The organism is Pseudomonas sp. LH1G9, assembly GCF_002949975.1.
Lineage (GTDB): Bacteria > Pseudomonadota > Gammaproteobacteria > Pseudomonadales > Pseudomonadaceae > Aquipseudomonas > Aquipseudomonas veronii.
The window spans coordinates 3,851,922-3,878,567 of sequence record NZ_CP026880.1; the positions used below are offsets into that span (position 1 = coordinate 3,851,922).

At 61.4% G+C, this 26,646-nt stretch carries 23 protein-coding genes; 13 read left to right on the forward strand and 10 right to left on the reverse strand.

What is annotated here, in order from left to right; all coding sequences use genetic code 11:
• Positions 1 to 28 precede the first annotated feature (28 nt).
• The 7 genes from ispC to rpsB all read right to left on the reverse strand — a co-directional run bounded on the left by ispC (position 29) and on the right by rpsB (position 6,094).
• Positions 29 to 1,219 carry a 1-deoxy-D-xylulose-5-phosphate reductoisomerase gene (gene ispC, locus C5F70_RS17875; RefSeq protein WP_017844745.1) on the reverse strand — a complete coding sequence of 397 codons (1,191 nt, stop codon included), beginning with the start codon at positions 1,217 to 1,219 and terminating at the stop codon, positions 29 to 31.
• Entirely contained in the window at positions 1,216 to 2,022 is an 807-nt protein-coding gene (locus tag C5F70_RS17880; protein ID WP_017844744.1) for a phosphatidate cytidylyltransferase, read from the reverse strand. The genes ispC and C5F70_RS17880 overlap by 4 nt, the downstream gene beginning before the upstream one ends.
• Positions 2,022 to 2,777 (reverse strand): polyprenyl diphosphate synthase, encoded by a 756-nt coding sequence (uppS, locus tag C5F70_RS17885; RefSeq protein ID WP_017844743.1) that lies wholly within the window; start codon positions 2,775 to 2,777, stop codon positions 2,022 to 2,024. Before uppS ends, C5F70_RS17880 begins: the two co-directional genes overlap by 1 nt.
• A gap of 16 nt (positions 2,778 to 2,793) precedes the next feature.
• Complete coding sequence (gene frr / locus C5F70_RS17890; protein ID WP_046384466.1) at positions 2,794 to 3,351, reverse strand: ribosome recycling factor; 558 nt, start codon at positions 3,349 to 3,351, stop codon at positions 2,794 to 2,796.
• Entirely contained in the window at positions 3,348 to 4,091 is a 744-nt protein-coding gene (gene pyrH, locus C5F70_RS17895; RefSeq protein ID WP_003172271.1) for a UMP kinase, read from the reverse strand. The genes frr and pyrH overlap by 4 nt, the downstream gene beginning before the upstream one ends.
• Positions 4,092 to 4,301: 210 nt before the next feature.
• On the reverse strand, positions 4,302 to 5,165 hold the full coding sequence (tsf, locus tag C5F70_RS17900) for a translation elongation factor Ts (protein WP_017844741.1): 864 nt from the start codon (positions 5,163 to 5,165) through the stop codon (positions 4,302 to 4,304).
• 191 nt (positions 5,166 to 5,356) lie between these two features.
• A complete protein-coding gene (rpsB, locus tag C5F70_RS17905; protein ID WP_017844740.1) occupies positions 5,357 to 6,094 on the reverse strand; it encodes a 30S ribosomal protein S2 in 738 nt (245 codons plus the stop codon).
• A 389-nt stretch (positions 6,095 to 6,483) separates the two neighbouring features.
• On the opposite strand from rpsB, the gene map reads away from it, so the two are divergent.
• The 4 genes from map to C5F70_RS17925 all read left to right on the forward strand — a co-directional run bounded on the left by map (position 6,484) and on the right by C5F70_RS17925 (position 12,075).
• A complete protein-coding gene (map, locus tag C5F70_RS17910; RefSeq protein WP_017844739.1) occupies positions 6,484 to 7,266 on the forward strand; it encodes a type I methionyl aminopeptidase in 783 nt (260 codons plus the stop codon).
• Between the two features lie 64 nt (positions 7,267 to 7,330).
• Positions 7,331 to 10,033: a [protein-PII] uridylyltransferase gene (locus C5F70_RS17915; protein WP_017844738.1), complete on the forward strand. Its 2,703-nt coding sequence runs from the start codon at positions 7,331 to 7,333 to the stop codon at positions 10,031 to 10,033.
• 39 nt (positions 10,034 to 10,072) lie between these two features.
• A complete protein-coding gene (gene dapC, locus C5F70_RS17920; RefSeq protein ID WP_046490180.1) occupies positions 10,073 to 11,272 on the forward strand; it encodes a succinyldiaminopimelate transaminase in 1,200 nt (399 codons plus the stop codon).
• An 89-nt stretch (positions 11,273 to 11,361) separates the two neighbouring features.
• Positions 11,362 to 12,075, forward strand: coding sequence for a M12 family metallopeptidase (locus C5F70_RS17925; RefSeq protein ID WP_104903810.1), 714 nt, complete (start codon positions 11,362 to 11,364; stop codon positions 12,073 to 12,075).
• Positions 12,076 to 12,271: 196 nt separating this feature from the next.
• On the opposite strand, the gene C5F70_RS17930 is transcribed toward C5F70_RS17925, so the two are convergent.
• Positions 12,272 to 13,915 carry a Na+/H+ antiporter gene (locus tag C5F70_RS17930; RefSeq protein ID WP_104903811.1) on the reverse strand — a complete coding sequence of 548 codons (1,644 nt, stop codon included), beginning with the start codon at positions 13,913 to 13,915 and terminating at the stop codon, positions 12,272 to 12,274.
• Between the two features lie 266 nt (positions 13,916 to 14,181).
• Between C5F70_RS17930 and C5F70_RS17935 the strand changes: the two genes are divergently transcribed.
• From C5F70_RS17935 to C5F70_RS17950, 4 genes are all read left to right on the forward strand, one after another.
• Positions 14,182 to 14,490 carry an arsenate reductase gene (locus C5F70_RS17935; protein ID WP_231590048.1) on the forward strand — a complete coding sequence of 103 codons (309 nt, stop codon included), beginning with the start codon at positions 14,182 to 14,184 and terminating at the stop codon, positions 14,488 to 14,490.
• 32 nt (positions 14,491 to 14,522) lie between these two features.
• Positions 14,523 to 15,557 (forward strand): 2,3,4,5-tetrahydropyridine-2,6-dicarboxylate N-succinyltransferase, encoded by a 1,035-nt coding sequence (gene dapD, locus C5F70_RS17940; RefSeq protein WP_046490174.1) that lies wholly within the window; start codon positions 14,523 to 14,525, stop codon positions 15,555 to 15,557.
• Positions 15,558 to 15,621: 64 nt separating this feature from the next.
• On the forward strand, positions 15,622 to 16,827 hold the full coding sequence (locus tag C5F70_RS17945; RefSeq protein ID WP_046384472.1) for an aminotransferase class V-fold PLP-dependent enzyme: 1,206 nt from the start codon (positions 15,622 to 15,624) through the stop codon (positions 16,825 to 16,827).
• On the forward strand, positions 16,824 to 17,231 hold the full coding sequence (locus C5F70_RS17950; RefSeq protein ID WP_017844731.1) for a SufE family protein: 408 nt from the start codon (positions 16,824 to 16,826) through the stop codon (positions 17,229 to 17,231). The genes C5F70_RS17945 and C5F70_RS17950 overlap by 4 nt, the downstream gene beginning before the upstream one ends.
• Positions 17,232 to 17,353: 122 nt before the next feature.
• Here C5F70_RS17950 and tcdA read toward each other — a convergent pair whose 3' ends face one another.
• Positions 17,354 to 18,163 (reverse strand): tRNA cyclic N6-threonylcarbamoyladenosine(37) synthase TcdA, encoded by an 810-nt coding sequence (gene tcdA, locus C5F70_RS17955; RefSeq protein ID WP_026139765.1) that lies wholly within the window; start codon positions 18,161 to 18,163, stop codon positions 17,354 to 17,356.
• 218 nt (positions 18,164 to 18,381) lie between these two features.
• Between tcdA and C5F70_RS17960 the strand changes: the two genes are divergently transcribed.
• From C5F70_RS17960 to C5F70_RS17975, 4 genes are all read left to right on the forward strand, one after another.
• A complete protein-coding gene (locus tag C5F70_RS17960) occupies positions 18,382 to 20,973 on the forward strand; it encodes a glycosyltransferase (protein WP_017844729.1) in 2,592 nt (863 codons plus the stop codon).
• A gap of 226 nt (positions 20,974 to 21,199) precedes the next feature.
• A complete protein-coding gene (dapE, locus tag C5F70_RS17965) occupies positions 21,200 to 22,351 on the forward strand; it encodes a succinyl-diaminopimelate desuccinylase (protein ID WP_017844727.1) in 1,152 nt (383 codons plus the stop codon).
• Positions 22,351 to 23,160 carry a putative RNA methyltransferase gene (locus C5F70_RS17970; RefSeq protein WP_017844726.1) on the forward strand — a complete coding sequence of 270 codons (810 nt, stop codon included), beginning with the start codon at positions 22,351 to 22,353 and terminating at the stop codon, positions 23,158 to 23,160. The genes dapE and C5F70_RS17970 overlap by 1 nt, the downstream gene beginning before the upstream one ends.
• 71 nt (positions 23,161 to 23,231) lie before the next feature.
• Positions 23,232 to 23,609 (forward strand): hypothetical protein, encoded by a 378-nt coding sequence (locus C5F70_RS17975; RefSeq protein ID WP_046490163.1) that lies wholly within the window; start codon positions 23,232 to 23,234, stop codon positions 23,607 to 23,609.
• Between the two features lie 81 nt (positions 23,610 to 23,690).
• On the opposite strand, the gene C5F70_RS17980 is transcribed toward C5F70_RS17975, so the two are convergent.
• Positions 23,691 to 23,900, reverse strand: coding sequence for a cold-shock protein (locus C5F70_RS17980; RefSeq protein ID WP_017844724.1), 210 nt, complete (start codon positions 23,898 to 23,900; stop codon positions 23,691 to 23,693).
• A gap of 180 nt (positions 23,901 to 24,080) precedes the next feature.
• Here C5F70_RS17980 and plsB point away from each other — a divergent pair, with 180 nt between their 5' ends.
• The gene (plsB, locus tag C5F70_RS17985) at positions 24,081 to 26,600 is read left to right on the forward strand and encodes a glycerol-3-phosphate 1-O-acyltransferase PlsB (RefSeq protein WP_104903812.1); all 2,520 of its coding nucleotides are present in this window, start codon (positions 24,081 to 24,083) and stop codon (positions 26,598 to 26,600) included.
• The last annotated feature ends 46 nt before the right edge of the window (positions 26,601 to 26,646 follow it).

The window sequence follows — 26,646 nt, forward strand, 5'->3', positions numbered from 1 at the left end:
TGCCTGAAGACGCAAACACGCCCAAAGACTAACGCGCGTTGCGGTTCAACCATTGTTCGGCCAGGGCACGGGCCTTGGCATCCGCCTCGAACACTGCCCCCAGATCATTCACAGCCACCACGGGCTCAAGACTCAGAACATCCTCGATGATACTCGCGATCTGCGGAAAGCGGATGCGCTGTTCGAGAAACGCCGCCACCGCCACCTCGTTAGCCGCATTGAGCATCGCTGGCGCGCTGTTGCCCGCCTCCGCAGCTTGCCGCGCCAGGCGCAGGCATGGAAAGCGCTGCTCGTCCGGTGCCTCGAAGTCCAGGCGTGCAATCGCGAACAGGTCCAACGGTGCAACACCAGAATCGATCCGCTCAGGCCAGGCCAGGGCATTGGCGATCGGCGTCCGCATGTCGGGGTTACCCAACTGCGCCAGCACCGAGCCATCCACATAGTCGACCAGGGAATGAATCACACTTTGCGGATGAATCACCACCTCGACCTGATCGGGCCGCGCATCGAACAACCAGCAGGCCTCGATCAACTCCAGGCCCTTGTTCATCATGCTGGCCGAATCCACCGAGATCTTGCGCCCCATGGACCAGTTCGGATGGGCGCACGCCTGATCCGGAGACACATGCTCCAGGTCCGCCAGCGGAGTTTTGCGAAAAGGTCCACCGGATGCTGTCAGCAAAATCCGGCGTACACCGACCTGGCTCAGGCCGCGGGCAAAATCGCCGGGCATGCACTGGAAAATCGCGTTGTGCTCACTGTCGAGCGGCAGCAATACCGCCCCGCTCTTGCGCACCGCCTGCATAAAGAGCGTGCCGGACATGACCAACGCTTCTTTATTAGCCAGCAGGATCTTCTTGCCCGCATCGACGGCAGCCAGGGTCGGGCGCAAGCCAGCGGCGCCGACGATGGCCGCCACCACGGCATCCACCTCGGCATCGGCCGACACCTGGCACAACCCTTCCTCGCCCACCAGCACCTGAGTGGCCAGGCCGGCGGCGCGCAGGTCATCCTGCAAGCCTCGCGCGGCAGCGACCCCAGGCACGACGGCAAAACGTGGCGCATGGCGCACGCACAGCGCCAGCAGCTCAGTCAGGCGAGAGAAGCCGGTCAATGCGAAAACTTGATAGCGTTCCGGGTGGCGCGCGATCACATCCAGGGCGCTCAACCCTACCGAGCCGGTCGCACCCAGCACGGTGACCTGTTGCAGGCGGCTCACGACGCAGCCATCCACAACAGCACGGCAAAGATCGGGATCGCAGCGGTCAGACTGTCGATACGGTCCAGCACGCCGCCATGGCCCGGCAACAGATTACTGCTGTCCTTGATCCCGGCCTGGCGCTTGAACATGCTCTCGGTGAGGTCGCCCACGACCGAGATCAATACGACGATGGCCGCGCCCAGCAAGGCCAGGCACAGCTCTTTCACCGACCAGCCACGCACAACACCGACCACGAGCGTGATCACCAAGGTCAAGGCCAGGCCGCCGTACACGCCCTCCCAGCTCTTGCCCGGGCTGACCGCCGGCGCCAGCTTGCGCTTGCCGAAGGCCCGACCGGAGAAGTAGGCACCGATATCGGCACCCCAGACCAACACCATCACCGCCAGGATCAACTCATTGCCGATCGGAAAACGCTTGATCTCCACCAGCCCTTGCCACGCCGGCAGCAGAATCAACAAGCCGATCACCAGCTTGCAGGCAACACTGGACCACTGGCTGCTGGTGCGCGGATAAGTCAACACCAGGAAGGTCGCCAACGCCCACCACAGCACCGCCGCACCCAACACCCAAGGAGCGAGATCGGGGAGGATGTACATCAGGAACAGCAACAGCGCCACGATGGCGGCATACACCACCCGCGGCAACTGCGCACTGAAGCCGGCCAGACGCGCCCATTCCCAGGCACCGAGCGTCACGACCAGGCCGATGAACAGCGCAAAGCCGGATCCGTCGAGCAGAAAAAAGCCACACAAGGCAATCGGCAGCAGGATCAGTGCAGTGATGATTCGTTGTTTAAGCATTAAACCCGGGCTCCAGCTTCGATCTGCTCGCTCGTTTTACCGAAGCGACGCTGACGGGAAGCGAAATCGGCCAGCGCTTTACGCATGGCATCGTGTTTGAAGTCCGGCCAGAACAGGTCGGAGAAATACAGCTCGGTATAGGCCAACTGCCACAACAGGAAATTACTGATGCGGTGCTCGCCACCGGTACGGATGCACAAGTCCGGCAGCGGCAGGTCGCCGGTAACCAGGCAGGTCTGCAACAGTTCGGGCGTGATCTCGTCCGGCTGCAGGTGGCCGGCCTGCACTTCACGGGCAAGCCGTTGCGCAGCCTGGGCGATGTCCCACTGGCCACCGTAGTTGGCGGCAATCTGCAGCACAAAACGGTTACTGCCGGCGGTAATGGCTTCGGCCTCACGCATGGCCGCTTGCAGCTCCGGGTGGAACCGCGAGCGATCACCAATGATGCGCAGCGTGATGTTGTTGTCGTTGAGGCGCTTGGCCTCACGACGCAGAGCCCTGAAGAACAGATCCATCAAGGCACTGACTTCCTCGGCCGGGCGCTGCCAGTTTTCACTGGAAAACGCGAACAAGGTCAACACTTCGACCTTGGCCTCGGCGCACACCTCGATCACTGCCCGTACCGCATCGACACCCGCTTTGTGCCCGGCGACGCCAGGCAGGAAGCGTTTTTTCGCCCAGCGATTATTACCATCCATGATGATCGCGACATGGCGCGGCACCACGGAGGGCACAGTCTGCTTGGTCTTTTCCATGAAAGCGCCCTGACCCTTATACGGCCATCAAGTCCGCTTCTTTTTGCTTGGTGGCCGCATCGATATCAGCTTCGGCCTTGTCGGTCAGCTTCTGGATATCAGCCGCCGCACGACGCTCTTCGTCTTCGCTGATTTCCTTGTCCTTGACCAGCTTCTTCAGCTCGCCCAGGGCATCGCGACGGATGTTGCGCACGGCAACACGTGCATCTTCTGCTGCGCTGCGCGCCTGCTTGGTGAAGCCCTTGCGGGTTTCTTCAGTCAGGGCTGGCATGGAAATCAGCAGCAACTCGCCCAGGTTGGTCGGGTTGAGGTTCAGGCCGGCGCTCTGGATCGCCTTGTCGACCGCCGCGAGCATGTTGCGCTCGAAGGCGACGACTTGCAGGGTGCGCGAGTCTTTTACGGTGATATTGGCCACTTGGGTGATGGAGGTGTCCGCACCGTAGTACGGCACCATCACGCTCCCCAGAATGCTGGGGTGCGCCTTGCCTGTACGAATCTGGCCGAATGCATGGGCCAGAGACTCCAGGGATTTGTGCATACGCGCTTGGGCGTCTTTCTTGATTTCGTTGATCATTGTTGGCCTTCCTCGATCAGAGTGCCTTCCGCGCCGCCGTGTACGATGTTCAGCAGGGCGCCGGGCTTGTTCATGTTAAATACGCGCAGCGGCATCTTGTGGTCGCGGCACAGGCAAATTGCCGTCAGGTCCATCACGCCCAGCTTGCGATCCAGCACTTCATCGTAGGTCAGATGATCGAACTTCTCGGCATGCGGGTCTTTGAATGGATCTGCAGTGTATACGCCGTCGACTTTGGTCGCTTTCAACACGACGTCAGCATCGATTTCAATCGCACGCAGGCATGCGGCCGAGTCGGTGGTGAAGAACGGGTTGCCGGTACCGGCGGCGAAGATGACCACTTCCTTGGCGTTCAGGTGGCGCATGGCTTTGCGACGGTCATAGTGATCGGTCACGCCTACCATGGAAATAGCCGACATCACGATCGCCGAGATGTTGGCGCGCTCCAGGGCATCGCGCATGGCCAGGGCGTTCATCACAGTGGCCAGCATGCCCATGTGGTCACCGGTGACCCGGTCCATGCCCGCCGCACTCAGTGCGGCACCGCGGAACAGGTTGCCACCGCCAATCACCAGGCCGACCTGCACGCCGATGCCGACCAATTGGCCAACTTCCAGCGCCATGCGGTCGAGTACCTTGGGATCGATCCCGAACTCTTCCGAGCCCATCAGGGCCTCGCCGCTGAGCTTGAGTAGAATGCGTTTATAGCGAGCCTGATAACCACTGCCCTGCTGAGCCATTGCGAATCTCTCCTGCGGCGTATTTTAAAAAATTCTTGGCGAGCCGTTTACGGCTTGCGTTCACTCTAGCTGGACGCTATCACAGCGCCATCGGAACACGGCTTTGTAAGCCAGTTCCGAAGGGAAGCCAAATAAAATTAGCCTTCCCATTTGAAAAGAGGCTGCGCGCGTGAGCGGGCAGCCTCTTTCGGGCGACAGTTGAAAACCGTCTTATTGCTTGGCGGCAGCCAGCTGGGCAGCAACTTCTTCAGCGAAGTTGTCGACCGGCTTCTCGATGCCTTCGCCTACTTTGTAGTAAGTGAAGGAAACGATTTCAGCACCGGCTTTCTTGGCCAGTTCGCCAACCTTGACTTCAGGGTTCTTGACGAACGCCTGCTCAACCAGGCTCGCTTCAGCCAGGAACTTGCTGATACGGCCTTTGATCATGTTTTCAACGATGTTTTCTGGCTTGCCCGCGATCTTGTCAGCGTTGAGGCTCAGGAACACGGCTTTTTCGCGTTCGATGGCTTCAGCGGACACTTCCGATGGCAGCAGGAATTCAGGGTTGCTGGCCGCTACGTGCATAGCGATGTCTTTGGCCAGCTCAACGCTGCCGCCTTTAAGGGCAACCACAACGCCGATCTTGTTGCCGTGCAGGTAACCACCGACAACATCACCTTCAACACGAGCCAGGCGACGGATGTTGACGTTTTCGCCAACCTTGCCGACCAGTACCAGGCGATCAGCTTCTTGAGCGGCGATCAGCGGAGCGGCGTCAGTCAGCTTGTCAGCGAACGCTTTCTCAATGCTGGCAGCAACAAATGCCTTGAAGTCGTCCTGCAGAGCCAGGAAGTCGGTCTGCGAGTTCACTTCCAGCAGAACTGCGGATTTACCGTCTTCCTTCAGCGCGATAGCGCCTTCAGCAGCAACGTTGCCTGCTTTCTTGGCAGCCTTGATGGCGCCCGAAGCACGCATGTCATCAATGGCTTTTTCGATGTCGCCGCCAGCCTTGGTCAAGGCCTTTTTGCAATCCATCATGCCTTCGCCGGTACGCTCACGCAGTTCTTTAACCAACGCTGCAGTAATCTCTGCCATTTCAAAATCCTCTTGGATAGGTTTTCAACCATTCCACCCGATCAAACGGGCGATCAATTCTTCCCGAATCACCCTTGTAGGCCGCTGCACGTTACAGATGTTGTAGCTGCGCTGCCGACAAATGGTTTTCGAGGGGGCAAAAAGGGGGCCAAGCCCCCTTTTTGCTTACTGAGTCAACGCCAGGGCGTCAATTACTCAGCTGCGGCTACCGGAGCTTCTTCAGCGAACTGCTCGGTACCACCAGCAACGTGGTTGCGACCGCGAATGACAGCGTCAGCCATCGAACCCATGTACAGCTGGATAGCGCGGATGGCGTCATCGTTGCCTGGGATGATGTAGTCAACGCCTTCTGGGCTGCTGTTGGTATCGACTACGCCGATAACAGGGATGCCCAGCTTGTTGGCTTCGGTGATCGCAATGCGCTCGTGATCAACGTCGATAACGAACAGTGCGTCAGGCAGACCGCCCATGTCCTTGATACCACCCAGGGAACGATCGAGCTTTTCCAGGTCGCGAGTACGCATCAGCGCCTCTTTCTTGGTCAGCTTGGCGAAAGTACCGTCTTCGGCTTGCACTTCAAGGTCACGCAGACGCTTGATGGAAGCACGGATGGTTTTGAAGTTGGTGAGCATGCCGCCCAACCAGCGGTGATCGACGTACGGCGAACCGCAACGTGCTGCTTCTTCAGCAACGATCTTGCCAGCGGAACGCTTGGTGCCGACGAACAGAATCTTGTTTTTGCCCTGGGCGAGACGCTCTACGAAAGTCAGAGCTTCGTTGAACATTGGCAGGGTTTTTTCAAGGTTGATGATGTGGATCTTGTTACGCGCGCCGAAAATGTATTTACCCATTTTCGGGTTCCAGTAACGGGTCTGGTGACCGAAGTGCACACCGGCCTTCAGCATATCGCGCATGTTGACTTGGGACATGATAGTTCCTTAATAAGTCGGGTTTGGCCTCCACGTATCCCAATGACCAACCAGCGGCATCAAGGCCTCCGGCACCCAGGTCATCGTGTCGACACGTGTGTGGATTTAAGCTTCGCGGGGTATCCCCGGAAAGCGGCGCATTTTATACCACACGAAGGAAAAAAACGAAACCCGCAATCACATTTGCCGCCAACGACTTTTGCGCAACCCTTTGAATCGCGCCACTATAGCCCCACCTTATAGAGATAACCGATGGCCAGACGCTCATGGTTTGCCGCCCGCGTCTGGTAGAATCGCGTTTTTCAGGGCTTGTGCGAATTCTGCAACCTTTTGTCGCACACCCGTAAACCGTATTGATTTCAGCGCCTCGCGCTAGAGAGAGAGCCTGTATGACCGTTACCTTGAAAACCGCCGAAGACATTGCCGGCATGCGCGTTGCCGGCAAACTGGCGGCCGACGTGCTGGAAATGATTGCCGAACACGTCAAGCCCGGCGTCACCACCGAAACGCTGGACCGCATTTGCCACGACTATATAGTCGACGTGCAAAAAGCTATCCCTGCCCCGCTGAACTACAAGGGCTTCCCCAAGTCGATCTGCACCTCGATCAACCACGTGGTCTGCCACGGGATTCCCGGCGACAAACCGCTGAAAGACGGCGACACCCTGAACATCGACGTCACCGTCATCAAAGACGGCTACCACGGCGATACCAGCCGCATGTTCCATGTCGGCACCGTGCCGGTCTGGGCCGAGCGCCTGTCCCAGGTGACCCAGGAATGCATGTACAAGGCCATTGAAATCGTCAAACCCGGCTGCCGCCTGGGCGATATCGGTGAAGTGATCCAGAAGCATGCTGAAAAGAACGGCTTCTCGGTGGTCCGTGAGTTCTGCGGCCACGGCATCGGCAAGGTGTTCCACGAAGAGCCGCAGATCCTGCACTACGGCCGCGCCGGCACCGGCATGGAACTCAAAGCCGGCATGACCTTTACCATCGAGCCGATGATCAACCAGGGCAAGGCCGACACCAAGGTGCTGGGCGACGGCTGGACCGCCATCACCAAGGACCGCAAGCTCTCCGCCCAGTGGGAACACACCCTGCTGGTCACCGACACCGGCTACGAGATCTTCACCCTGCGCGCGGACGACACCATCCCACGCATCTCGGCGTAACGGCTGCCCTGGTTTTCCCAGACTGTGTTGTGACTGACTGATAGATAGAAAGGAAAGCCGAACGATGCCCCAGGTGGATCCCGAACTCTTCGACCGTGGCCAGTTCCAGGCCGAACTGGCGCTGAAGGCCAGCCCTATCGCCGCCTTCAAGAAGGCTATCCGCCAGGCCCGCGAGGTGCTCGACGAGCGCTTTCGCAGCGGCCGGGACATCCGTCGGCTGATCGAGGACCGCGCCTGGTTCGTCGATAACATCCTGCAAAAGGCCTGGGAACAGTTCAACTGGAGCGAAGACGCCGATATCGCCCTGGTGGCGGTCGGCGGCTACGGTCGCGGCGAGCTGCACCCCTACTCGGACATCGACCTGCTGATCCTGCTGGACAGCGCCGACCATGAGATCTTTCGCGATTCCATCGAGCGTTTTCTGACGCTGCTGTGGGACATCGGCCTGGAAGTCGGCCAGAGCGTGCGCTCGGTGGCCGAATGCGGCGAAGAAGCCCGCGCCGACCTCACCGTCATCACCAACCTGATGGAAAGCCGCACCATCGCCGGCCCCGAGCGTCTGCGCCAACGCATGCTCGAAGTCACCAGCACCGCGCACATGTGGCCGAGCAAGGAGTTCTTCCTGGCCAAGCGCGCCGAGCAGAAAGCCCGGCACCACAAGTACAACGACACCGAATACAACCTGGAACCCAACGTCAAAGGCTCCCCCGGGGGCTTGCGCGATATCCAGACGATTTTGTGGGTCGCCCGTCGCCAGTACGGCACCCTGAACCTGCGCGCCCTGGCCGGTGAAGGCTTTCTGGTGGAAAGCGAAAACGCCCTGCTCGCCTCGTCCCAGGAATTCCTCTGGAAAGTGCGCTACGCCCTGCACATGCTCGCCGGGCGCGCCGAAGACCGCCTGCTGTTCGACCATCAGCGCTCCATCGCCACCCTGCTGGGTTTCGAGGGCGAAGACGCGAAGACCAGCATCGAAAGTTTCATGCAGCAGTACTACCGGGTGGTCATGAGCATCGCCCAGCTCAGCGACCTGATCATCCAGCACTTCGAAGAAGTGATCCTGGCCCCGGAAGACGAAGCGCCGCCGCAGCCGATCAACCCGCGTTTCCAGCTGCACGACGGCTATATCGAGGCGCGCAACGACAACGTGTTCCGCCGCACGCCGTTTGCCATGCTGGAAATTTTCGTGCTGATGGCCCAGCAGCCGGAAATCAAAGGCGTGCGCGCCGACACGATTCGCCTGCTGCGAGAAAACCGTCACCTGATCGACGATGACTTTCGCAATGACATCCGCAACACCAGCCTGTTCATCGAGCTGTTCAAGTGCAAGATCGGCATCCACCGCAACCTGCGGCGGATGAACCGCTACGGCATCCTTGGGCGTTACCTGCCGGAGTTCGGTTTTATCGTCGGGCAGATGCAGCACGACCTGTTCCATATCTACACCGTGGACGCCCACACCCTGAACCTGATCAAGCACCTGCGTAAGCTGCAGTACACCCAGGTGTCAGAGAAATTCCCGCTGGCCAGTAAGCTGATGGCCAAGCTGCCCAAACCCGAACTGATCTACCTGGCCGGCCTGTACCACGACATCGGCAAAGGCCGCCACGGCGATCACTCGGAAGTCGGTGCAGTCGATGCCGAGGCGTTCTGCCAGCGTCACCAGTTGCCGTTGTGGGACAGCCGCCTGATTGTCTGGCTGGTGCAGAACCATCTGGTGATGTCGACGACCGCCCAGCGCAAGGACCTGTCCGACCCGCAGGTGATCCACGACTTCGCCGGGATCGTCGGCGATGAAACCCGTCTCGACTACCTGTATGTGCTGACGGTTTCCGATATCAATGCCACCAACCCGACCCTCTGGAACTCCTGGCGCGCGAGCCTGTTGCGCCAGCTGTACACCGAGACCAAGCGCGCCCTGCGCCGGGGCCTGGAAAACCCGGTGGACCGCGAAGAACAGATCCGCCGCACCCAAAGCGCGGCCCTGGATATCCTGGTGCGCGGCGGCAACGACCCGGACGACGTCGAACAATTGTGGTCGCAACTGGGCGACGATTACTTCCTGCGCCACACCGCCGGCGACGTGGCCTGGCACAGCGATGCAATCCTGCAGCAACCGGCCGATGGCGGCCCGCTGGTGCTGATCAAAGAGACGACCCAACGCGAGTTCGAAGGCGGCACGCAGATCTTCATCTACGCGCCCGACCAGCACGACTTCTTCGCCGTGACCGTAGCGGCCATGGACCAGCTCAACCTGAACATCCACGACGCCCGGGTCATCACCTCCAGCAGCCAGTTCACCCTCGACACCTACATCGTGCTCGACACCGAGGGCGAGTCCATCGGCGATAACCCGGCGCGGGTGAAAAAGATCCGCGAAGGCCTGACCGAAGCCTTGCGCAACCCGGACGACTACCCGACCATCATCCAGCGCCGCGTGCCACGCCAGCTCAAGCATTTTGCGTTTGCGCCCCAGGTGACCATTTCCAACGACGCCCAGCGCCCGGTAACCGTGCTGGAACTCAGCGCGCCGGATCGCCCGGGCCTGCTGGCGCGGATCGGCGGGATTTTCCTGGAGTTCGACCTGTCGTTGCAGAACGCCAAGATTGCGACCCTCGGCGAGCGCGTGGAAGACGTGTTCTTCATTACCGACGCCGACAACCAGCCGCTGTCCGACCCCGAACTATGCCGCCGCCTGCAGGATGCAATCGTCCAGCAGTTGAGCGTTCACCAGGAGCCCGGGGTCGAGCTGACGCGCCTGACGATTTGATACCCGCCCAGTTTTTAACGCCTTGCACGAGATCCACCGATGAACAACGCCCTGAACCAGCTGCAGCCCTACCCGTTCGAAAAATTGCGCGCCCTGCTCGGCAGCGTCACGCCGAACCCGGACAAACGTCCGATCGCGCTGTCCATCGGCGAGCCCAAGCATAAATCGCCGACCTTCGTCGCTGAGGCGTTGAGCAATAACCTCGACCAGATGGCGGTGTACCCGACCACCCTGGGCATTGCGGCGCTGCGCGAGGCCATCGCAGCCTGGTGCGAACGCCGCTTCAATGTACCCAAGGGCTGGCTGGACCCGGCGCGTAACATCCTGCCGGTCAACGGCACCCGCGAGGCACTGTTCGCCTTCACCCAAGCCGTGGTCAATCGCAGTGACGACGCGCTGGTGGTAAGCCCGAACCCGTTCTACCAGATCTATGAAGGCGCCGCGTTCCTGGCCGGCGCCAAGCCGCACTACCTGCCGTGCCTGGACGCCAATGGCTTCAACCCGGATTTCGACGCCGTGTCGCCAGACGTCTGGAAGCGCTGCCAGATCCTGTTCCTGTGCTCCCCCGGCAACCCGACCGGCGCGCTGATCCCGGTCGACACCCTGAAAAAGCTCATCGCCCTGGCCGACGAATACGACTTCGTGATTGCCGCCGACGAGTGCTACAGCGAGCTGTACTTCGACGAACAAAGCCCGCCGCCGGGCCTGTTGAGCGCCTGCGTCGAACTCGGCCGCCAGGACTTCAAACGCTGCGTGGTGTTCCACAGCCTGTCCAAGCGCTCCAACCTGCCGGGCCTGCGTTCCGGCTTCGTGGCCGGCGACGCCGACATCCTCAAGGCCTTCCTGCTGTACCGCACCTACCACGGCTGCGCGATGCCCGTGCAAACCCAACTGGCAAGCATCGCCGCCTGGCAGGACGAAGCCCACGTCCAGGCCAACCGCGACCTGTATCGGGAAAAATTCGACGCCGTACTGGCGATCCTCAAGCCGGTGCTGGACGTACAAGCACCCGATGGTGGTTTCTACCTGTGGCCGAATGTAGAGGGTGACGACGCCGCCTTCTGTCGCGATCTGTTTGTGCAAGAACACGTGACCGTAGTACCCGGCTCATACCTGTCGCGGGAGGTGGACGGCGTCAACCCAGGCGCCGGGCGCGTTCGCATGGCATTGGTTGCACCACTGGCGGAGTGCGTGGAAGCGGCTGAGCGCATTCGCGATTTCATTCAACGCAGGAAGTAACCTCGCCACATCCCGCACTGTGTCGCACAGTGCGGGAACCTTGTTCACTCGCTCACCACCAATAGGCAAACTTCCTACGAGTAATGCCTATGAGCCTAATCACCCCGTCGCTCGCCCCTCCCCCCGCTTATGAGCCGCTCCCGGATAACCGCACCTCCCCTCCCGAATCCGCCGGGCGAACCAAAAGAGGCATCGCCGACAGCGACAAGCGCTGGCCGGCCGGCGTGGTCACCGTTGCGCTCGACCTGAGCAGCGAAAAAAGCAAAGCGCTGGTGGTGGACGCTATCCGCGAATGGGCCCACCACACGCCGGCCCTGCGCTTCAATATCGTCGAAGGCAAGACGGGCGATATTCGTATTTCTGACGATGAAGGGCTCAAGGGCAATTGGTCCGCCATTGGCACAGAGGCCAAGCGCATCGATGAAGATCAACCCACGATGCACCTCAACCGGACCGACGACTCGAAGAAGTTGCGCAGTACGGCCCTGCACGAATTCGGCCACGCCCTCGGGTTACTGCACGAGCACCAACACCCGCAGAACAGCCTGGATTGGGACAGCCCCCAAGTATATGACTACTACACCAGCGACTCTTTCAACGAAGCCATGGTACGCGAGCATATCCTTGAGCCAGACAACCGGCCCGGCCTGCAGATCACCCCATACGATCCACAGTCCGTGATGCATTATGAAATTCCGGCAGCATTGAGGCGCAACGGCCAGGCCATTCCTAAAAACACAACCCTTTCTGCGGGCGACAAGCAAACGATCAGAATGCTGTACCCCACGGTCAACCCGACGTAGCGGGCCCAGGGGTAAACATCGGCTCACGTATTCACTCAACACCGCCGGGAACTTTCCTGCAATTGGCACGAATCAACCAGTGTCTCGTCCCCATACCCGCCGTGATCCGTCATCCACACTTTCGTGATGCCGACTCAGACTGCACCGTTTAAAACACTGCACACTCAGCGCCGGCGGCACGGCGGCCCCCAATTGCCTACTTCGGCGACCCCAGGTTCGCCTCACTCATGTCCAGATCGTCCAACACCTCCCTCAACACGTCATCCCCGATCCGGTGATGACGGCTCAGGCTATACAACTCCAAGCGCTGCGCCCGCAGCGCCTTGAGCCGTAGCTTTCGCTCCAGTTGGTCCATCTGCGACGCCAGCGCCTGGGCTTCGGCGGAGTCGTTGAAGACGTCCAACTGATGCCGGTATTCCGACATCAGTCGCGCCTTCAGCTCGGTAGCCAGTGCGGCCTGGGCGGCGTCCGCGGGAGGGCTCTCGCTGGGTTCTTCGACCTCAAGCGCATGGATCGCCGCCACGGCAGTCTTTTTCCACGCCTCGCGCACTTCATTGTGGTGTTTTTCATCGGGGCTTTTTTCAATGCCGCGCAGCAGCAGCGGCAACGCAATACAGGCAGCGACGAGCGACAGCAGGATCACCCCGGCCGCGATAAAGATCAGCAGATCGCGTTCCGGGAACGCCTTGCCCGGCGCCAGCAGCAAGGGCACCGACATCACACCGGCCAACGTCACCGCCCCGCGCACACCGCCCACGGTCAACAGCCAGCAGGAACGCGCCGTCGGCACCAGGGTAAGCTCGCTTTTCCCACGCAGGCGCCGGAGCACGCCCGACAGACGCCAGATGCTTTGCACCCAGATGAAGCGTAATACCAACAACACCAGGAAGATCGCGACCACGTCCAGGCAGCGATACAGCAGGGTCGGCCACAGCGTGGTTTCATGACTCACCACCGCCTTGATGATGTCCGGCAGTTGCAGCCCCAACAGCAGGAAGATCAAGCCATTGAAGGCAAACTCCAGCAGCGACCACACACTGCGATTGAGCAAGCGCGTGCTGGTCTGGCGGGGCAGCAGGTCCAGCCAGCTTTGCATCATGCCCGCCGCCACGGCCGAAAGAATCCCCGATGCGCCCAGGCGTTCGGCCAGAACATAGGCGGCGAACGGCAGCAGCAACATGAACACAACGTGGGTGGCCGGGTCGTCCCAGCCTCGCGCAATCATCCAGACACGCAAGCGCCCCACCAGCCAGCTCAACGCGATCCCGACCGCCAGACCGCCGATGGCCACCAGTACAAAGGTCAGGCTGGCATCCGCCAGGGAAAACACCCCGGTCAAGGCTGCCACCAGGGCGAACTTGAAGGTCACCAGGCCCGAGGCATCGTTCATCAAGGCTTCGCCCTGGAGCATATGCATCAACGGCGTGGGTAAACGGTTCTGGGAAATGGCCGACACCGCCACGGCGTCCGTCGGCGACAACACCGCCGCCAGGGCAAAGGCCACCGGCAATGGAATCGAAGGCAACAACCAATGAATGAAGTAGCCGGCGCCGACCACGGTGAACAGCACCAGCCCCACTGCCAACGTCAGAATCGGCCCGCGCAGGCGCCACAGTTCGCGCTTGGGCATGCGCCAGCCATCGGAGAACAACAGCGGCGGCAGGAACAGAAACAGAAACAACTCCGGGTCCAGCGCGACATGCAGCCCCAACGTGGGCCAGGCCAGCAAGGCCCCGGCGACAATCTGCACCAGCGGTAACGGCAGTGGGATGACTCGCCAGACCAGACGCGAAACGCTGACCAGCATCAGCAAGATAAGAACGGTGTAGGCGGTTTGCATAACGCGGTTTTCCCGGACAATCGACTTGCAACGACACACATCAGGCAACAACTCACCATTGAAGTGCCATATTAGCTGCCTATGCTGTGCGATGGCTTTCGCACAATAGTCGCACGGGGCAATCCACGCTAGAGACGAGCGGCACCCAAACCCGCTGGTCGTGGCATAATCCCAGACCTTTCATCTTCATTGGTCCAAAGGGGGGCAATTCCTTGACCGTATCAAGTAAAACCTTGCACCTTTTCGGCATCAAAGCCTGCGACACCATGAAAAAAGCCCGCACCTGGCTCGACGAGCACGGCGTGAGCTACGAGTTCCATGACTACAAAACCGTCGGTATCGACCGCGAACACTTGACCCAATGGTGCAACGAGCACGGTTGGCAGGTGGTTTTGAACCGTGCGGGCACCACCTTTCGCAAACTCGAAGACGAACGCAAAGCCGATCTCGATCAGTCGAAAGCCATTGAATTGATGCTCGCACAACCCTCGATGATCAAGCGCCCGGTGCTTGATCTCGGAGACAGAACCCTGATTGGCTTCAAGCCAGATACTTATTCGGCAGCCCTCAAGTAGGCTGGCCATCCCATTTTTGTAGAGGTAACAGCATGTCCAATTCCCTGTTCAGCCTGGGCTTCGGCGTCGGCACTCAGAACCGCCAAGGTGCTTGGCTGGAAGTGTTTTACGCACAACCCGTGCTCAACCCGTCGGCGGAAGTCGTCGCCGCCATCGCGCCGATCCTCGGTTACAGCGAAGGCAACCAGGCGATCACCTTCACCGTCGCCCAAGCCCTGCAACTGGCTGACGCGCTCAAAGGCGTCGACGCGACCCAGGCAGCCCTGCTGACCCGCCTGGCTGAAAGCCATACCCCGCTGGTCGCCACCCTGCTGGCCGAAGACGCCGCACTGACTTCCACGCCTGAGGCCTACCTCAAGCTGCACCTGCTATCCCACCGCCTGGTCAAGCCCCACGGTCTGAGCCTGGCCGGTGTATTCGCGCAACTGCCGAACGTGGCCTGGACCAGCCAGGGCGCGATCGACATCAATGAGCTGGCCGAACGCCAACTCGAAGCGCGCCTGCGTGGCGAGCTGCTGGAAGTGTTCTCGGTGGACAAGTTCCCGAAAATGACCGATTACGTCGTACCCAGCGGCGTGCGTATCGCTGACGCCGCGCGTATCCGCCTGGGCGCCTATGTGGGCGAAGGCACCACCGTGATGCACGAAGGTTTCGTCAACTTCAACGCCGGCACCGAAGGCCCGGGCATGATCGAAGGTCGCGTCTCGGCCGGCGTATTTGTCGGCAAGGGTTCGGACCTGGGCGGCGGTTGCTCCACCATGGGCACCCTGTCGGGTGGCGGCAACATCGTGATCAAGGTCGGCGAAGGCTGCCTGATCGGCGCCAACGCCGGTATCGGTATCCCGCTGGGCGACCGCAACACCGTGGAATCGGGCCTGTATGTCACCGCCGGGACCAAGGTTGCCCTGCTCGACGAGCGCAACCAGTTGGTTAAAGTGGTCAAGGCGCGTGAGCTGGCCGGCCAGCCGGACCTGCTGTTCCGCCGTAACTCCGAGACCGGTGCCGTGGAGTGCAAAACCCACAAGTCGGCCATCGAACTGAACGAAGCGCTGCACGCTCACAACTAAGCAGCGACTCGATGCCACTCGCGGGCCCCGATCCTGGGGCCCGTTTATACGAGTCTTGAACACCATGCTTGTGCCCTCCCCCTGGCGCGTCGACTTTCCGGCCATCGCCGCTCTGCAACGGCAAGACCAGACCTATCTGGACAGCGCCGCCACCGCGCAAAAACCTCAAGCCCTGTTGGACGCGATCAGCCATTACTACGCCAATGGCGCCGCCAACGTTCACCGTGCCCAGCATTTGCCGGGCGCCCACGCGACCCAGGCTTTCGAGGACAGTCGCAACAAGGTCGCGCAGTGGTTGAATGCAGGAGACAGCGGGCACATCGTCTTCACTCATGGCGCGACGTCGGCGCTGAACCTCTTGGCCTACGGCCTCGAGCACTTATTCAATGCGGGCGATGAACTAGTCATCAGCGCCCTGGAACACCACGCCAACCTGCTGCCCTGGCAGCAACTGGCCAAACGTCGCGCGCTGGAACTGGTGATCCTGCCGGTTGGCGACGACGGTATGATCGACCTTCAGGCCGCCGCCACGTTGATCGGCCCGCGCACGCGCCTGCTGGCGGTGAGCCAACTGTCCAACGTGCTGGGCACCTGGCAGCCGCTGGAACCCTTGCTGGCCATGGCCAAGGCCGAGGGCGCGCTGACCGTGGTCGATGGCGCCCAGGGCATCGTCCACGGCCGCCACGACGTACAAGCGCTGGGCTGCGACTTCTACGTATTTTCCAGCCACAAACTCTACGGCCCGGACGGCGTCGGCGTGCTGTACGGCCGCACCCAAGCCCTGCATCAGCTGCGCCACTGGCAGTTCGGCGGCGAAATGGTGCAACAGGCCGATTACCACAGCGCCAGCTTCCGCCCCGCGCCGCTGGGGTTCGAGGCCGGCACCCCACCGATTGCCAGCGTGATCGGCCTGGGCGCCAGCCTGGATTACCTCAATTCACTGGATCAACCGGCGCTCATCGCCCACGAAGCCGCCCTGCACGAGTACCTGTTGCGCGGGCTGAAAGCGCGCAATGGCGTGCGCGTACTGGGCGCGCCGCAGGTGGCGTTGGTCAGTTTTGTGGTGGAAGGCGTGCATAACGCCGATCTTGCGCACTTACTGACCGAGCAGGGTATTGCCGTGCGCGCCGGCCATCATTGCGCAATGCCGCTGCTCAAGGCGATGCACTTGTCGGGAGCGATTCGCGTGTCCCTGGCGCTGTACAACAATTCCGATGATCTGGAGCGATTCTTCGAAGCGCTGGACCAGGCCCTGGATATGCTGCGATGAGCCTGCCGGCCGAGGCTGTCGGCGCGCTTGAGTCGTTTCAGGCGGTGGGCAGCTGGGAGCAACGCGCGCGTCTGCTGATGCAATGGGGCGAACGGCTGCCGCCACTGGCGGACGAAGACAAGGTCGAGGCCAATCTGGTGCAGGGCTGCGAGAGTCTGGTATGGCTGGTCGGGCGCTTATCCGACGGCCACTGGCAGTTCGCCGCCAGCAGCGAAGCGCGCATGATCCGCGGGCTGGTGGCGTTGCTGCTGGCGCGGGTCAACGGGCTGTCGGCCGCCGAGTTGCAGGCGGTCGACTTGCCGGACTGGTTCAATCAACTGGGGCTGTCCCGCCAGTTGTCGCCGTCGCGCAGCAATGGCCTGAACGCCGTGCTGCAGCGCATGCGCGAACTAAGCCGTACATAAAACCCAATGTGGGAGGGGGTTTGCCCCCGATAGCGGTGGTTCAGTCAATGTATTCAGTGACTGGCACTCTGCTATCGGGAGCAAGCCCCCTCCCACATTTGAATGGTGCAAGGCCTTGAGGTTTAAGAAGGTTTGACCCGATCGGAAGGCCGGCGCACCCCGGCCACGATCTTGTCCACCGCCTTGGTCGCCGCCACCATGCCGAAGGTTGCAGTGACCATCATCACCGCGCCAAACCCGCCGGCGCAGTCCAGCTTTACCCCGTCGCCAACAAAACTCTTCTGCAAGCAGATGCTGCCGTCCGGCTTCGGATAGCGCAGTTGCTCGGTGGAAAACACACACGGCACGCTGTAATGGCGGGTCACCGTGCGCGAGAAGCCATAGTCACGGCGCAGGGTGGAGCGCACTTTCGAGGCCAGCGGATCGTTGAAGGTGCGGTTCAGGTCGCAGACCTGGATCAACGTCGGGTCGATCTGCCCGCCAGCGCCGCCGGTGGTGATGATCTGGATCTTGCGGCGCTTGCACCAGGCGATCAGTGCCGCCTTGGCGTTGACGGCGTCGATGCAGTCGATCACGCAGTCGATGTTGGGGGTGATGTACTCGGCCATGGTCTCGCGGGTCACGAAATCCGCCACGGCATGCACCGTGCAGTCCGGGTTGATGCCGCGCAGGCGCTCAGCCATCACCTCGACCTTGGGTTTGCCCACGGTGCTGTCGAGGGCATGCAGCTGACGGTTGCTGTTGCTGACGCAGACATCATCCAAATCAAACAACGAGATCTCGCCCACCCCACAACGGGCGATGGCTTCCGCCGCCCATGAGCCTACGCCGCCGACGCCGACGATCGCCACATGGGCCGCTTTCAAGCGCTCCAGGCCTTCAATGCCATACAAGCGGGCGACGCCTGCAAACCGCGGATCTTCTGTACTCATGACCATTACCCCAAAAACCGGCGCGCATTATAGGGCTTTGCCAGGACAAGTTCGAAACTTCGCGATACACGTAAAGAACTTAGCTGGAGATTCGCGGACTAACGTCCGGCTTTTCTCAGTCTGCTGTACGCTCAGGGAAGGGCCGGTGTAGGATGCGCGCCGTTCGGCGTAGGCCGACACCTCTTTTCGTTCCACACCTTTTGGAACCCGAAATAGCCATGTCATCGCGTAAATTTGGACTCAACCTGGTGGTGGTGCTGGCAATTGCCGCGCTGTTCACCGGCTTCTGGGCGCTGATCAACCGCCCGGTCACTGCCCCCAACTGGCCTGAACAGATCTCCGGTTTTTCCTACTCGCCGTTTCAACAAGGCCAGTACCCACAGAAGGACCAGTACCCGACCGACGACCAGATGCGCCGCGATCTGGAGATCATGAGCAAGTTGACGGACAACATCCGGACCTACTCGGTCGACGGCACTCTGGGAGACATCCCCAAGCTGGCGGAAGAGTTCGGCCTGCGCGTCACCCTGGGGATCTGGATCAGCCCGGACCTGGAACGCAACGAACGCGAGATCCAGCGCGCCATCGAGATCGCCAATAGCTCGCGCAGCGTCGTGCGCGTGGTGGTCGGCAACGAAGCGTTGTTCCGTAAAGAGATCACCCCCGAAGCACTGATCGTGTTGCTGGATCGCGTGCGCGCGGCCGTCAAGGTGCCGGTGACCACCTCCGAGCAATGGCACATCTGGGAACACAACCCACAACTGGCCAAGCACGTCGACTTGATCGCCGCGCACATCCTGCCGTACTGGGAACATATTCCGGTAGACCAGGCGGGCCAATTCGTACTCGACCGCGCACGGGATCTGAAGAAGACCTTCCCGAAAAAGCCGCTGCTGCTGTCGGAAGTCGGCTGGCCGAGCAACGGCCGCATGCGTGGCGGTGCTGATGCGTCTCCCGCCGACCAGGCAATTTACCTGCGCACGCTGGTGAACAAGCTGAACCGCCAGGGCTTCAACTACTTCGTGATCGAGGCCTTCGACCAACCGTGGAAAGCCAGCGACGAAGGCTCGGTCGGCGCCTACTGGGGCGTGTACAACGCCGCGCGTCAGCAGAAATTCAACTTCGAAGGACCGGTGGTCGCGATCCCGCAATGGCGCGTGCTGGCCATCGGTTCGGTGGTGCTTGCACTGCTGTCGTTGACCCTGCTGATGATCGACGGCTCGGCCCTGCGCCAACGCGGCCGGACCTTCCTGACCTTTATCGCGTTCCTGTGCGGTTCGGTGCTGGTGTGGATCGGCTACGACTACAGCCAGCAATACAGCACCTGGTTCAGCCTGACGGTCGGCTTCCTCCTGGCGCTCGGCGCCCTGGGCGTGTTTATCGTGCTGCTGGCCGAAGCCCATGAACTGGCGGAAGCGGTCTGGACCCACAAACGTCGGCGTGAATTCCTGCCGGTCGTGGGGGACTCGGACTACCGCCCGAAAGTGTCGATCCATGTGCCGTGCTACAACGAGCCGCCAGAGATGGTCAAACAGACCCTCGATGCCCTGGCCGCCCTCGACTACCCGGACTACGAAGTCCTGATCATCGACAACAACACCAAGGACCCGGCGGTGTGGGAACCGGTGCGCGACTACTGCGCAACCCTGGGCCCGCGCTTCAAGTTCTTCCACGTCGCGCCCCTGGCCGGTTTCAAGGGCGGCGCGTTGAACTACCTGATCCCGCACACCGCCAAGGATGCCGAAGTGATCGCGGTGATCGACTCGGACTACTGCGTGTCGCCGAACTGGCTCAAGCACATGGTGCCGCACTTCGCCGACCCGAAAATCGCCGTGGTGCAGTCGCCGCAGGATTATCGCGACCAGAACGAAAGCACCTTCAAGAAGCTCTGCTACGCCGAATACAAAGGCTTCTTCCATATCGGCATGGTCACCCGCAACGACCGCGACGCGATCATCCAGCACGGCACCATGACCATGACCCGTCGCTCGGTGCTCGAAGAGCTGGGCTGGGCCGACTGGTGCATCTGCGAAGACGCCGAACTCGGCCTGCGCGTGTTCGAGAAAGGCCTGTCGGCCGCGTATTACCACGAAAGCTACGGCAAGGGCCTGATGCCCGACACCTTCATCGACTTCAAGAAACAGCGTTTCCGCTGGGCCTATGGCGCGATCCAGATCATCAAGCGTCACACCGCCAGCCTGCTGCGCGGCAAGGACACCGAGCTGACCCGTGGCCAGCGCTACCACTTCCTCGCGGGCTGGTTGCCGTGGGTGGCGGATGGCATGAACATCTTCTTCACCGTCGGCGCGCTGTTGTGGTCGGCGGCGATGATCATCGTGCCGACCCGGGTCGACCCGCCGTTGCTGATTTTCGCGATCCCGCCGTTGGCGTTGTTCGTGTTCAAGGTGGGCAAGATCATCTTCCTGTACCGTCGTGCCGTGGGGGTTAACCTCAAGGATGCGTTCTGTGCGGCGCTGGCCGGCCTGGCGTTGTCGCACACCATCGCCAAAGCGGTGCTGTATGGCTTCTTCACCACCAGCATTCCGTTCTTTCGTACACCGAAAAACGCGGATAACCACGGCTTCTGGGTAGCGATTTCCGAAGCCCGCGAAGAGATGTTCATCATGCTGCTGTTGTGGGGCGCGGCGCTGGGGATCTACCTGGTGCAGGGCCTGCCGAGCGCCGACATGCGCTTCTGGGTGGTGATGCTGCTGGTGCAGTCGCTACCGTATGTGGCGGCGTTGATCATGGCGTTCCTGTCGTCGCTGCCCAAACCGGCGCCTAAGGCAGAGCCGGCCACCGCGCTGTAAAAACGTATGCAATGCACTAAACGGCGGCCTCTGGCCGCCGTTTTGCTATAAGATAACGGCCGTTTTGTAAGCCTTGCACATATCACTGTAGGAGCGAGCTTGCTCGCGAAAATCGTCAACGATCACGCGAACATCTTGAATGAACGCGGTGCTCTTGCGTTTTTCGCGAGCAAGCTCGCTCCTATAGTCAATTAGAACGTCGCCGCCTCGATTTCCGGAGTTTCCCATGACGGCTCATGCCGACCTTTCGCCGACCCTTCAACTTGCCATCGACCTGATCCGCCGTCCCTCGGTGACGCCGATCGACGCCGATTGCCAGAAGCTGATGATGCAGCGCCTGGGCGACGCCGGTTTCCAGCTTGAGCCGATGCGTATCGAAAACGTAGATAACTTCTGGGCCACCCACGGCAAGCACGACGGCCCGGTGCTGTGCTTTGCCGGCCACACCGACGTGGTCCCGACCGGCCCGGTGCAGGCCTGGCAGAACGATCCGTTCGACGCGCTGATCGACGACCACGGCATGCTCTGCGGCCGCGGCGCGGCGGACATGAAAGGCAGCCTGGCGGCGATGCTGGTGGCGTCGGAGCGCTTCGTGCAGGACTACCCGGACCACAAGGGCTCGGTGGCCTTTCTGATCACCAGCGATGAAGAAGGCCCGGCGCACCACGGCACCAAGGCCGTGATCGAACGCCTGGCCGCGCGCAAGGAGCGTCTGGACTGGTGCATCGTCGGCGAACCATCCAGCACCAGCCTGGTCGGCGATGTGGTCAAGAACGGCCGTCGCGGCTCCCTCGGCGCCACCCTGACCGTGCGCGGCGTGCAAGGTCACGTGGCCTACCCGCACCTGGCGAAGAACCCGATCCACCTGGCTGCCCCGGCACTGGCGGAACTGGCCGCCGAGCATTGGGACGACGGCAACACCTTCTTCCCGCCGACCAGCTTCCAGATCTCCAACCTCAACGCCGGCACCGGCGCGACCAACGTGATCCCCGGTGACCTGACAGCGGTGTTCAACTTCCGCTTCTCTACCGAATCCACCGTGGAAGGCCTGCAACAGCGCGTTGCCGCGATCCTCGACAAACACGCCCTGGACTGGCACGTAGACTGGGCGCTGTCCGGCCTGCCGTTCCTCACCGAACCGGGGGCCTTGCTCGATGCGGTGTCCGCCAGCATCAAGGCGGTCACCGGTCGTGAGACCCAGGCGTCCACCAGCGGCGGTACGTCCGACGGGCGCTTCATCGCAACCCTTGGCACCCAGGTGGTCGAGTTGGGCCCGGTCAACGCGACGATCCATCAGGTCAACGAGCGCATTCTGGCCAGCGACCTCGACGTGCTGACCGAGATCTACTACCAGACCCTGATCAAGTTGCTCGCCTGATGCTGGCCTGTCCCATTTGCAGCGCACCGCTCCACGCGGTGGACAATGGCGTGGCGTGCCCGGTCGGACACCGTTTCGACCGCGCGCGCCAGGGTTACCTGAACCTGTTGCCGGTGCAGCACAAAAACAGCCGCGACCCGGGCGACAACCTCGCCATGGTCGAGGCGCGCCGCGACTTCCTCAACGCCGGCCACTACGCCCCGGTGGCCAAGCGCCTGGCGCAACTGGCCGCGCAACAAGCCCCGCAGCGCTGGGTGGACATCGGTTGTGGCGAGGGTTACTACACCGCACAAATCGCCGACGCCCTGCCCCACGCCGATGGCTATGCCCTGGATATCTCCAAGGAAGCGGTCAAGCGTGCGTGCAAGCGCAACCCGGCACTGACCTGGTTGATCGCCAGCATGGCCCGCGTGCCGTTGGCCGATGCCAGCTGCCAGTTTCTCGCCAGCGTGTTCAGCCCGTTGGACTGGCAAGAGGCCAAACGCCTGCTCAGCCCCGGCGGCGGCTTGATGAAAGTCGGCCCGACCCGCGGTCACCTGATGGAGCTGCGCGAGCGCCTGTACGACGAAGTGCGCGAGTACACCGACGACAAACACCTGGCCCTGGTGCCGGACGGCATGAGCCTTGCGCACAGCGAAACCCTCGAGTTCACGCTGAGCCTGGCGGACCCGAAAGACCGTGCCAACCTGCTGGCCATGACCCCTCACGGCTGGCGCGCCAGCGCCGAGCGCCGCACCGAGGTGATCGAGCATGCCGAGCCGCTGCGGGTCAGCGTATCGATGCGCTACGATTATTTCGTGCTTCAATAACCGACTTTTCGGGCACTCCGCCCACCCTGAATCCGCGAATGGATTTTCGAATCCCGCAACGAGGAACATCCATGCGCCAACCTGATATCGAGATTTACCTGAAGGACGCCGACGTCGACCACAAGGCCATCGCCGCCTGGCTGGGCGCCGCCCTTGGCCCTTGCACCGCCTGGGTCCAGCGCGGCCAGACCTACAAGTGCACGGCCGGCGACGTGCCTGTCACCTGGTTGCCCAAGGCGGTAGGCAAATGGAACAGCCTGTACCTGGAAAGCGATCAGACCCCGTGGGAAGACGACATCGCCTGCGCCCGCGCCGCCTTTGCCGCGCTGAACGTCGAAGTGCGTTGCGCACCGGGCAGCTGGGTTGAGGAAGAAGGCGAGGAAAGCGCCGACACCTGGATTCGCATCAGCGAAGACGGTGAAGAACAGATCACCTGGAAAACCACCTGATCCGCAATTGCGAACCCAATCAAATGTGGGAGGGGGCTTGCCCCCTCCCACATGGGTTCTACGGTGTAACAAAAACCCGCATTACAAACCCACCACATCCTCTGCCTGCAAGCCCTTCTCGCCGCTCACCACGGCGTATTCCACCTGCTGGCCTTCGGCCAGGGAACGGTGCCCTTCACCGCGGATGGCGCGGTAGTGTACGAACACATCCTTGCCGTCTTCACGCTGAATAAAGCCATATCCCTTGGCATCGTTGAACCACTTCACATTACCGGTTTCGCGCGTTGTCATCTGTTCACTCCCACATGATTGTTATTGTCGAGTCGGTCGCGTTGAACTGCCGAGTATAAGACAGGCTCAAAAACGATCAACCCAACTTTACATCGCTGCTTTTTTGCCGATTTTCGGTGAATACGGCACACTACCCACCCGAGCACCTGCTCGGTTTTTTCCACTTGAAGCAGCTCGCCTATGACCCGCTCCCCGTTCCGCCGTCTGGTGTTTGGCACCTTGCGCCGACTGTTGTACCTCTGGGTTCGCTCAGAGACGATCAACCAGTCGTCCCTTACCCTTAACCTCGACCGCAGCCGGCCGGTGTTCTACGTCCTGCAATCACCCTCCCTCACCGAATTGGCCGTGGTCGATACCGAGTGCACCAAGGCCGGCCTGCCGCGCCCGGTGCTGCCGGTAGCGGTCGGGCCATTGCTGGAACCCGCGGCGTTCTTCTACCTCACGCCAGAGCCGGACTGGCTCGGCCGCCAGGACAAACGCGGCGCGCCGCCGACTCTGACCCGCCTGGTCAATACCCTCAGCGCACACGCACAAGAGAATGCACAAATCATTCCGGTCAGCGTGTTCTGGGGGCAGTCGCCCGACAGCGAGTCCAGCCCATGGAAACTGCTGTTCGCCGACAGCTGGGCCGTCACCGGGCGCCTGCGCCGGTTGCTGAGCATCCTGATCCTGGGGCGCAAGACCCGCGTACAATTCTCCGCGCCTATCAACCTGCGTGAATTGATCGAGCACAATAAAGGCCACGAACGCACCGTTCGCATGGCCCAACGCATCCTGCGCGTACACTTTCGCAACCTGAAAACCGCAGTGATCGGCCCCGACCTGTCCCACCGCCGCAACCTGGTGAAGGGCTTGGTGAATATGCCGCTGGTGCGCCAGGCCATCCTCGATGAAGCCGAACGCGAGAAGATCAGCCCGGAAAAAGCCAAGGCCCTGGCCCTGCGCTACGGCAACGAAATCGCCTCGGACTACACCTACACCGCGATCCGCTTCCTGGAAGTGGTGCTGAGCTGGTTCTGGAACAAGATCTACGACGGCATCAAGGTCAATAACATCGAGGGTGTGCAACAGGTTGCCCAGGGTTACGAGGTGATCTACGTACCCTGCCACCGCAGCCATATCGACTACCTGCTGCTGTCCTACCTGCTGTTCAAGAACGGCCTGACCCCACCGCACATCGCCGCCGGCATCAACCTGAACATGCCGGTGATCGGCAGCCTGCTGCGCCGCGGCGGTGCGTTTTTCATGCGCCGCACCTTCAAGGGCAACCCGCTGTACACCTCGGTGTTCAACGAATACCTGCACACCCTGTTCACCAAGGGTTTCCCGGTGGAGTACTTCGTCGAAGGCGGACGCTCGCGCACCGGGCGCATGCTGCAACCGAAAACCGGCATGCTGGCGATCACGTTGCGCAGCTTCCTGCGCTCCTCGCGCATGCCGATCGTGTTCGTGCCGGTGTATATCGGTTACGAGCGTGTGCTCGAAGGCCGTACCTACCTCGGTGAGCTGCGCGGCGCGAGCAAGAAAAAAGAGTCCATCTTCGATATTTTCAAGGTGGTCGGTGCGCTCAAGCAGCGCTTTGGCCAGGTCGCGGTCAACTTCGGCGAACCGATCAAACTGGCGCAATTCCTCGACGCCGAACAACCGGGCTGGCGCGCCCAGGAACTGGGCCCGCACTACAAACCGGCGTGGCTCAACCAAACCACCAACCGCCTCGGCGAGCGGGTGGCGCGCCATTTGAACGAAGCGGCGGCGATCAACCCGGTGAATCTGGTGGCCCTGGCGCTGCTGTCGACCACGCGCCTGGCCCTGGACGAACAGGCCATGGCCCGCCAGTTGGACCTGTACCTGGCGCTGCTGCGCCGGGTGCCCTACTCGCCGCATACCACCCTGCCCGAAGGGGATGGCATGGCGTTGATCAAGCACGTCAAGGACATGAACCTGCTGTCGGAACAGAGCGATGCCCTCGGCAAGATTCTGTACCTGGACGAGCAGAACGCCGTCCTGATGACCTACTACCGCAACAACGTGCTGCATATCTTTGCCTTGCCGGCGTTGCTGGCGAGCTTCTTCCAGAGCAGCTCGCGGATGAGCCACGAGCAGATTCTGCGCTACACCCGTGCGCTGTACCCATACCTGCAGTCAGAGCTGTTTATCCGCTGGTCGCTGGAGGAACTGGACACGGTGATCGACCAGTGGCTGGAGGCGTTTGTCGAACAAGGCCTGCTGCGTTTCGAGAACAACGTGTACCTGCGCCCGGCGCCGAGTTCGCGGCACTTTGTGCTGCTGACACTGCTGTCCAAGAGCATCGCCCAGACCCTGCAACGCTTCTACATGGCGATTTCGCTGCTGCTCAACAGCGGCCAGAACAGCATCAGCGCCGAAGAGCTGGAAGACCTGTGTACGATCATGGCCCAGCGCCTATCGATCCTGCATGGCCTCAATGCCCCGGAGTTCTTCGACAAGAGCCTTTTCCGACATTTTATTCAGACGTTGCTGGAGCAAGATGTGCTGCGCCGCGACGAAGCCGGTAAGTTGAGCTATCACGACCTGCTCGGCGAACTGGCTGAAGGCGCGGCGAAACGGGTGCTGCCGGCTGAGATTCGCCTGTCGATCCGCCAGGTTGCCCTGCACCGCGTCGACGGCGCGGCCGAAGCGCCGGTCGAAGCCGAAGCCCGCAAACCGGAAGAAAGCCGCTAAATTGAATAAGGCGTCGCTGGGTTACGGCGCCGTTGAAAAGGAGCTG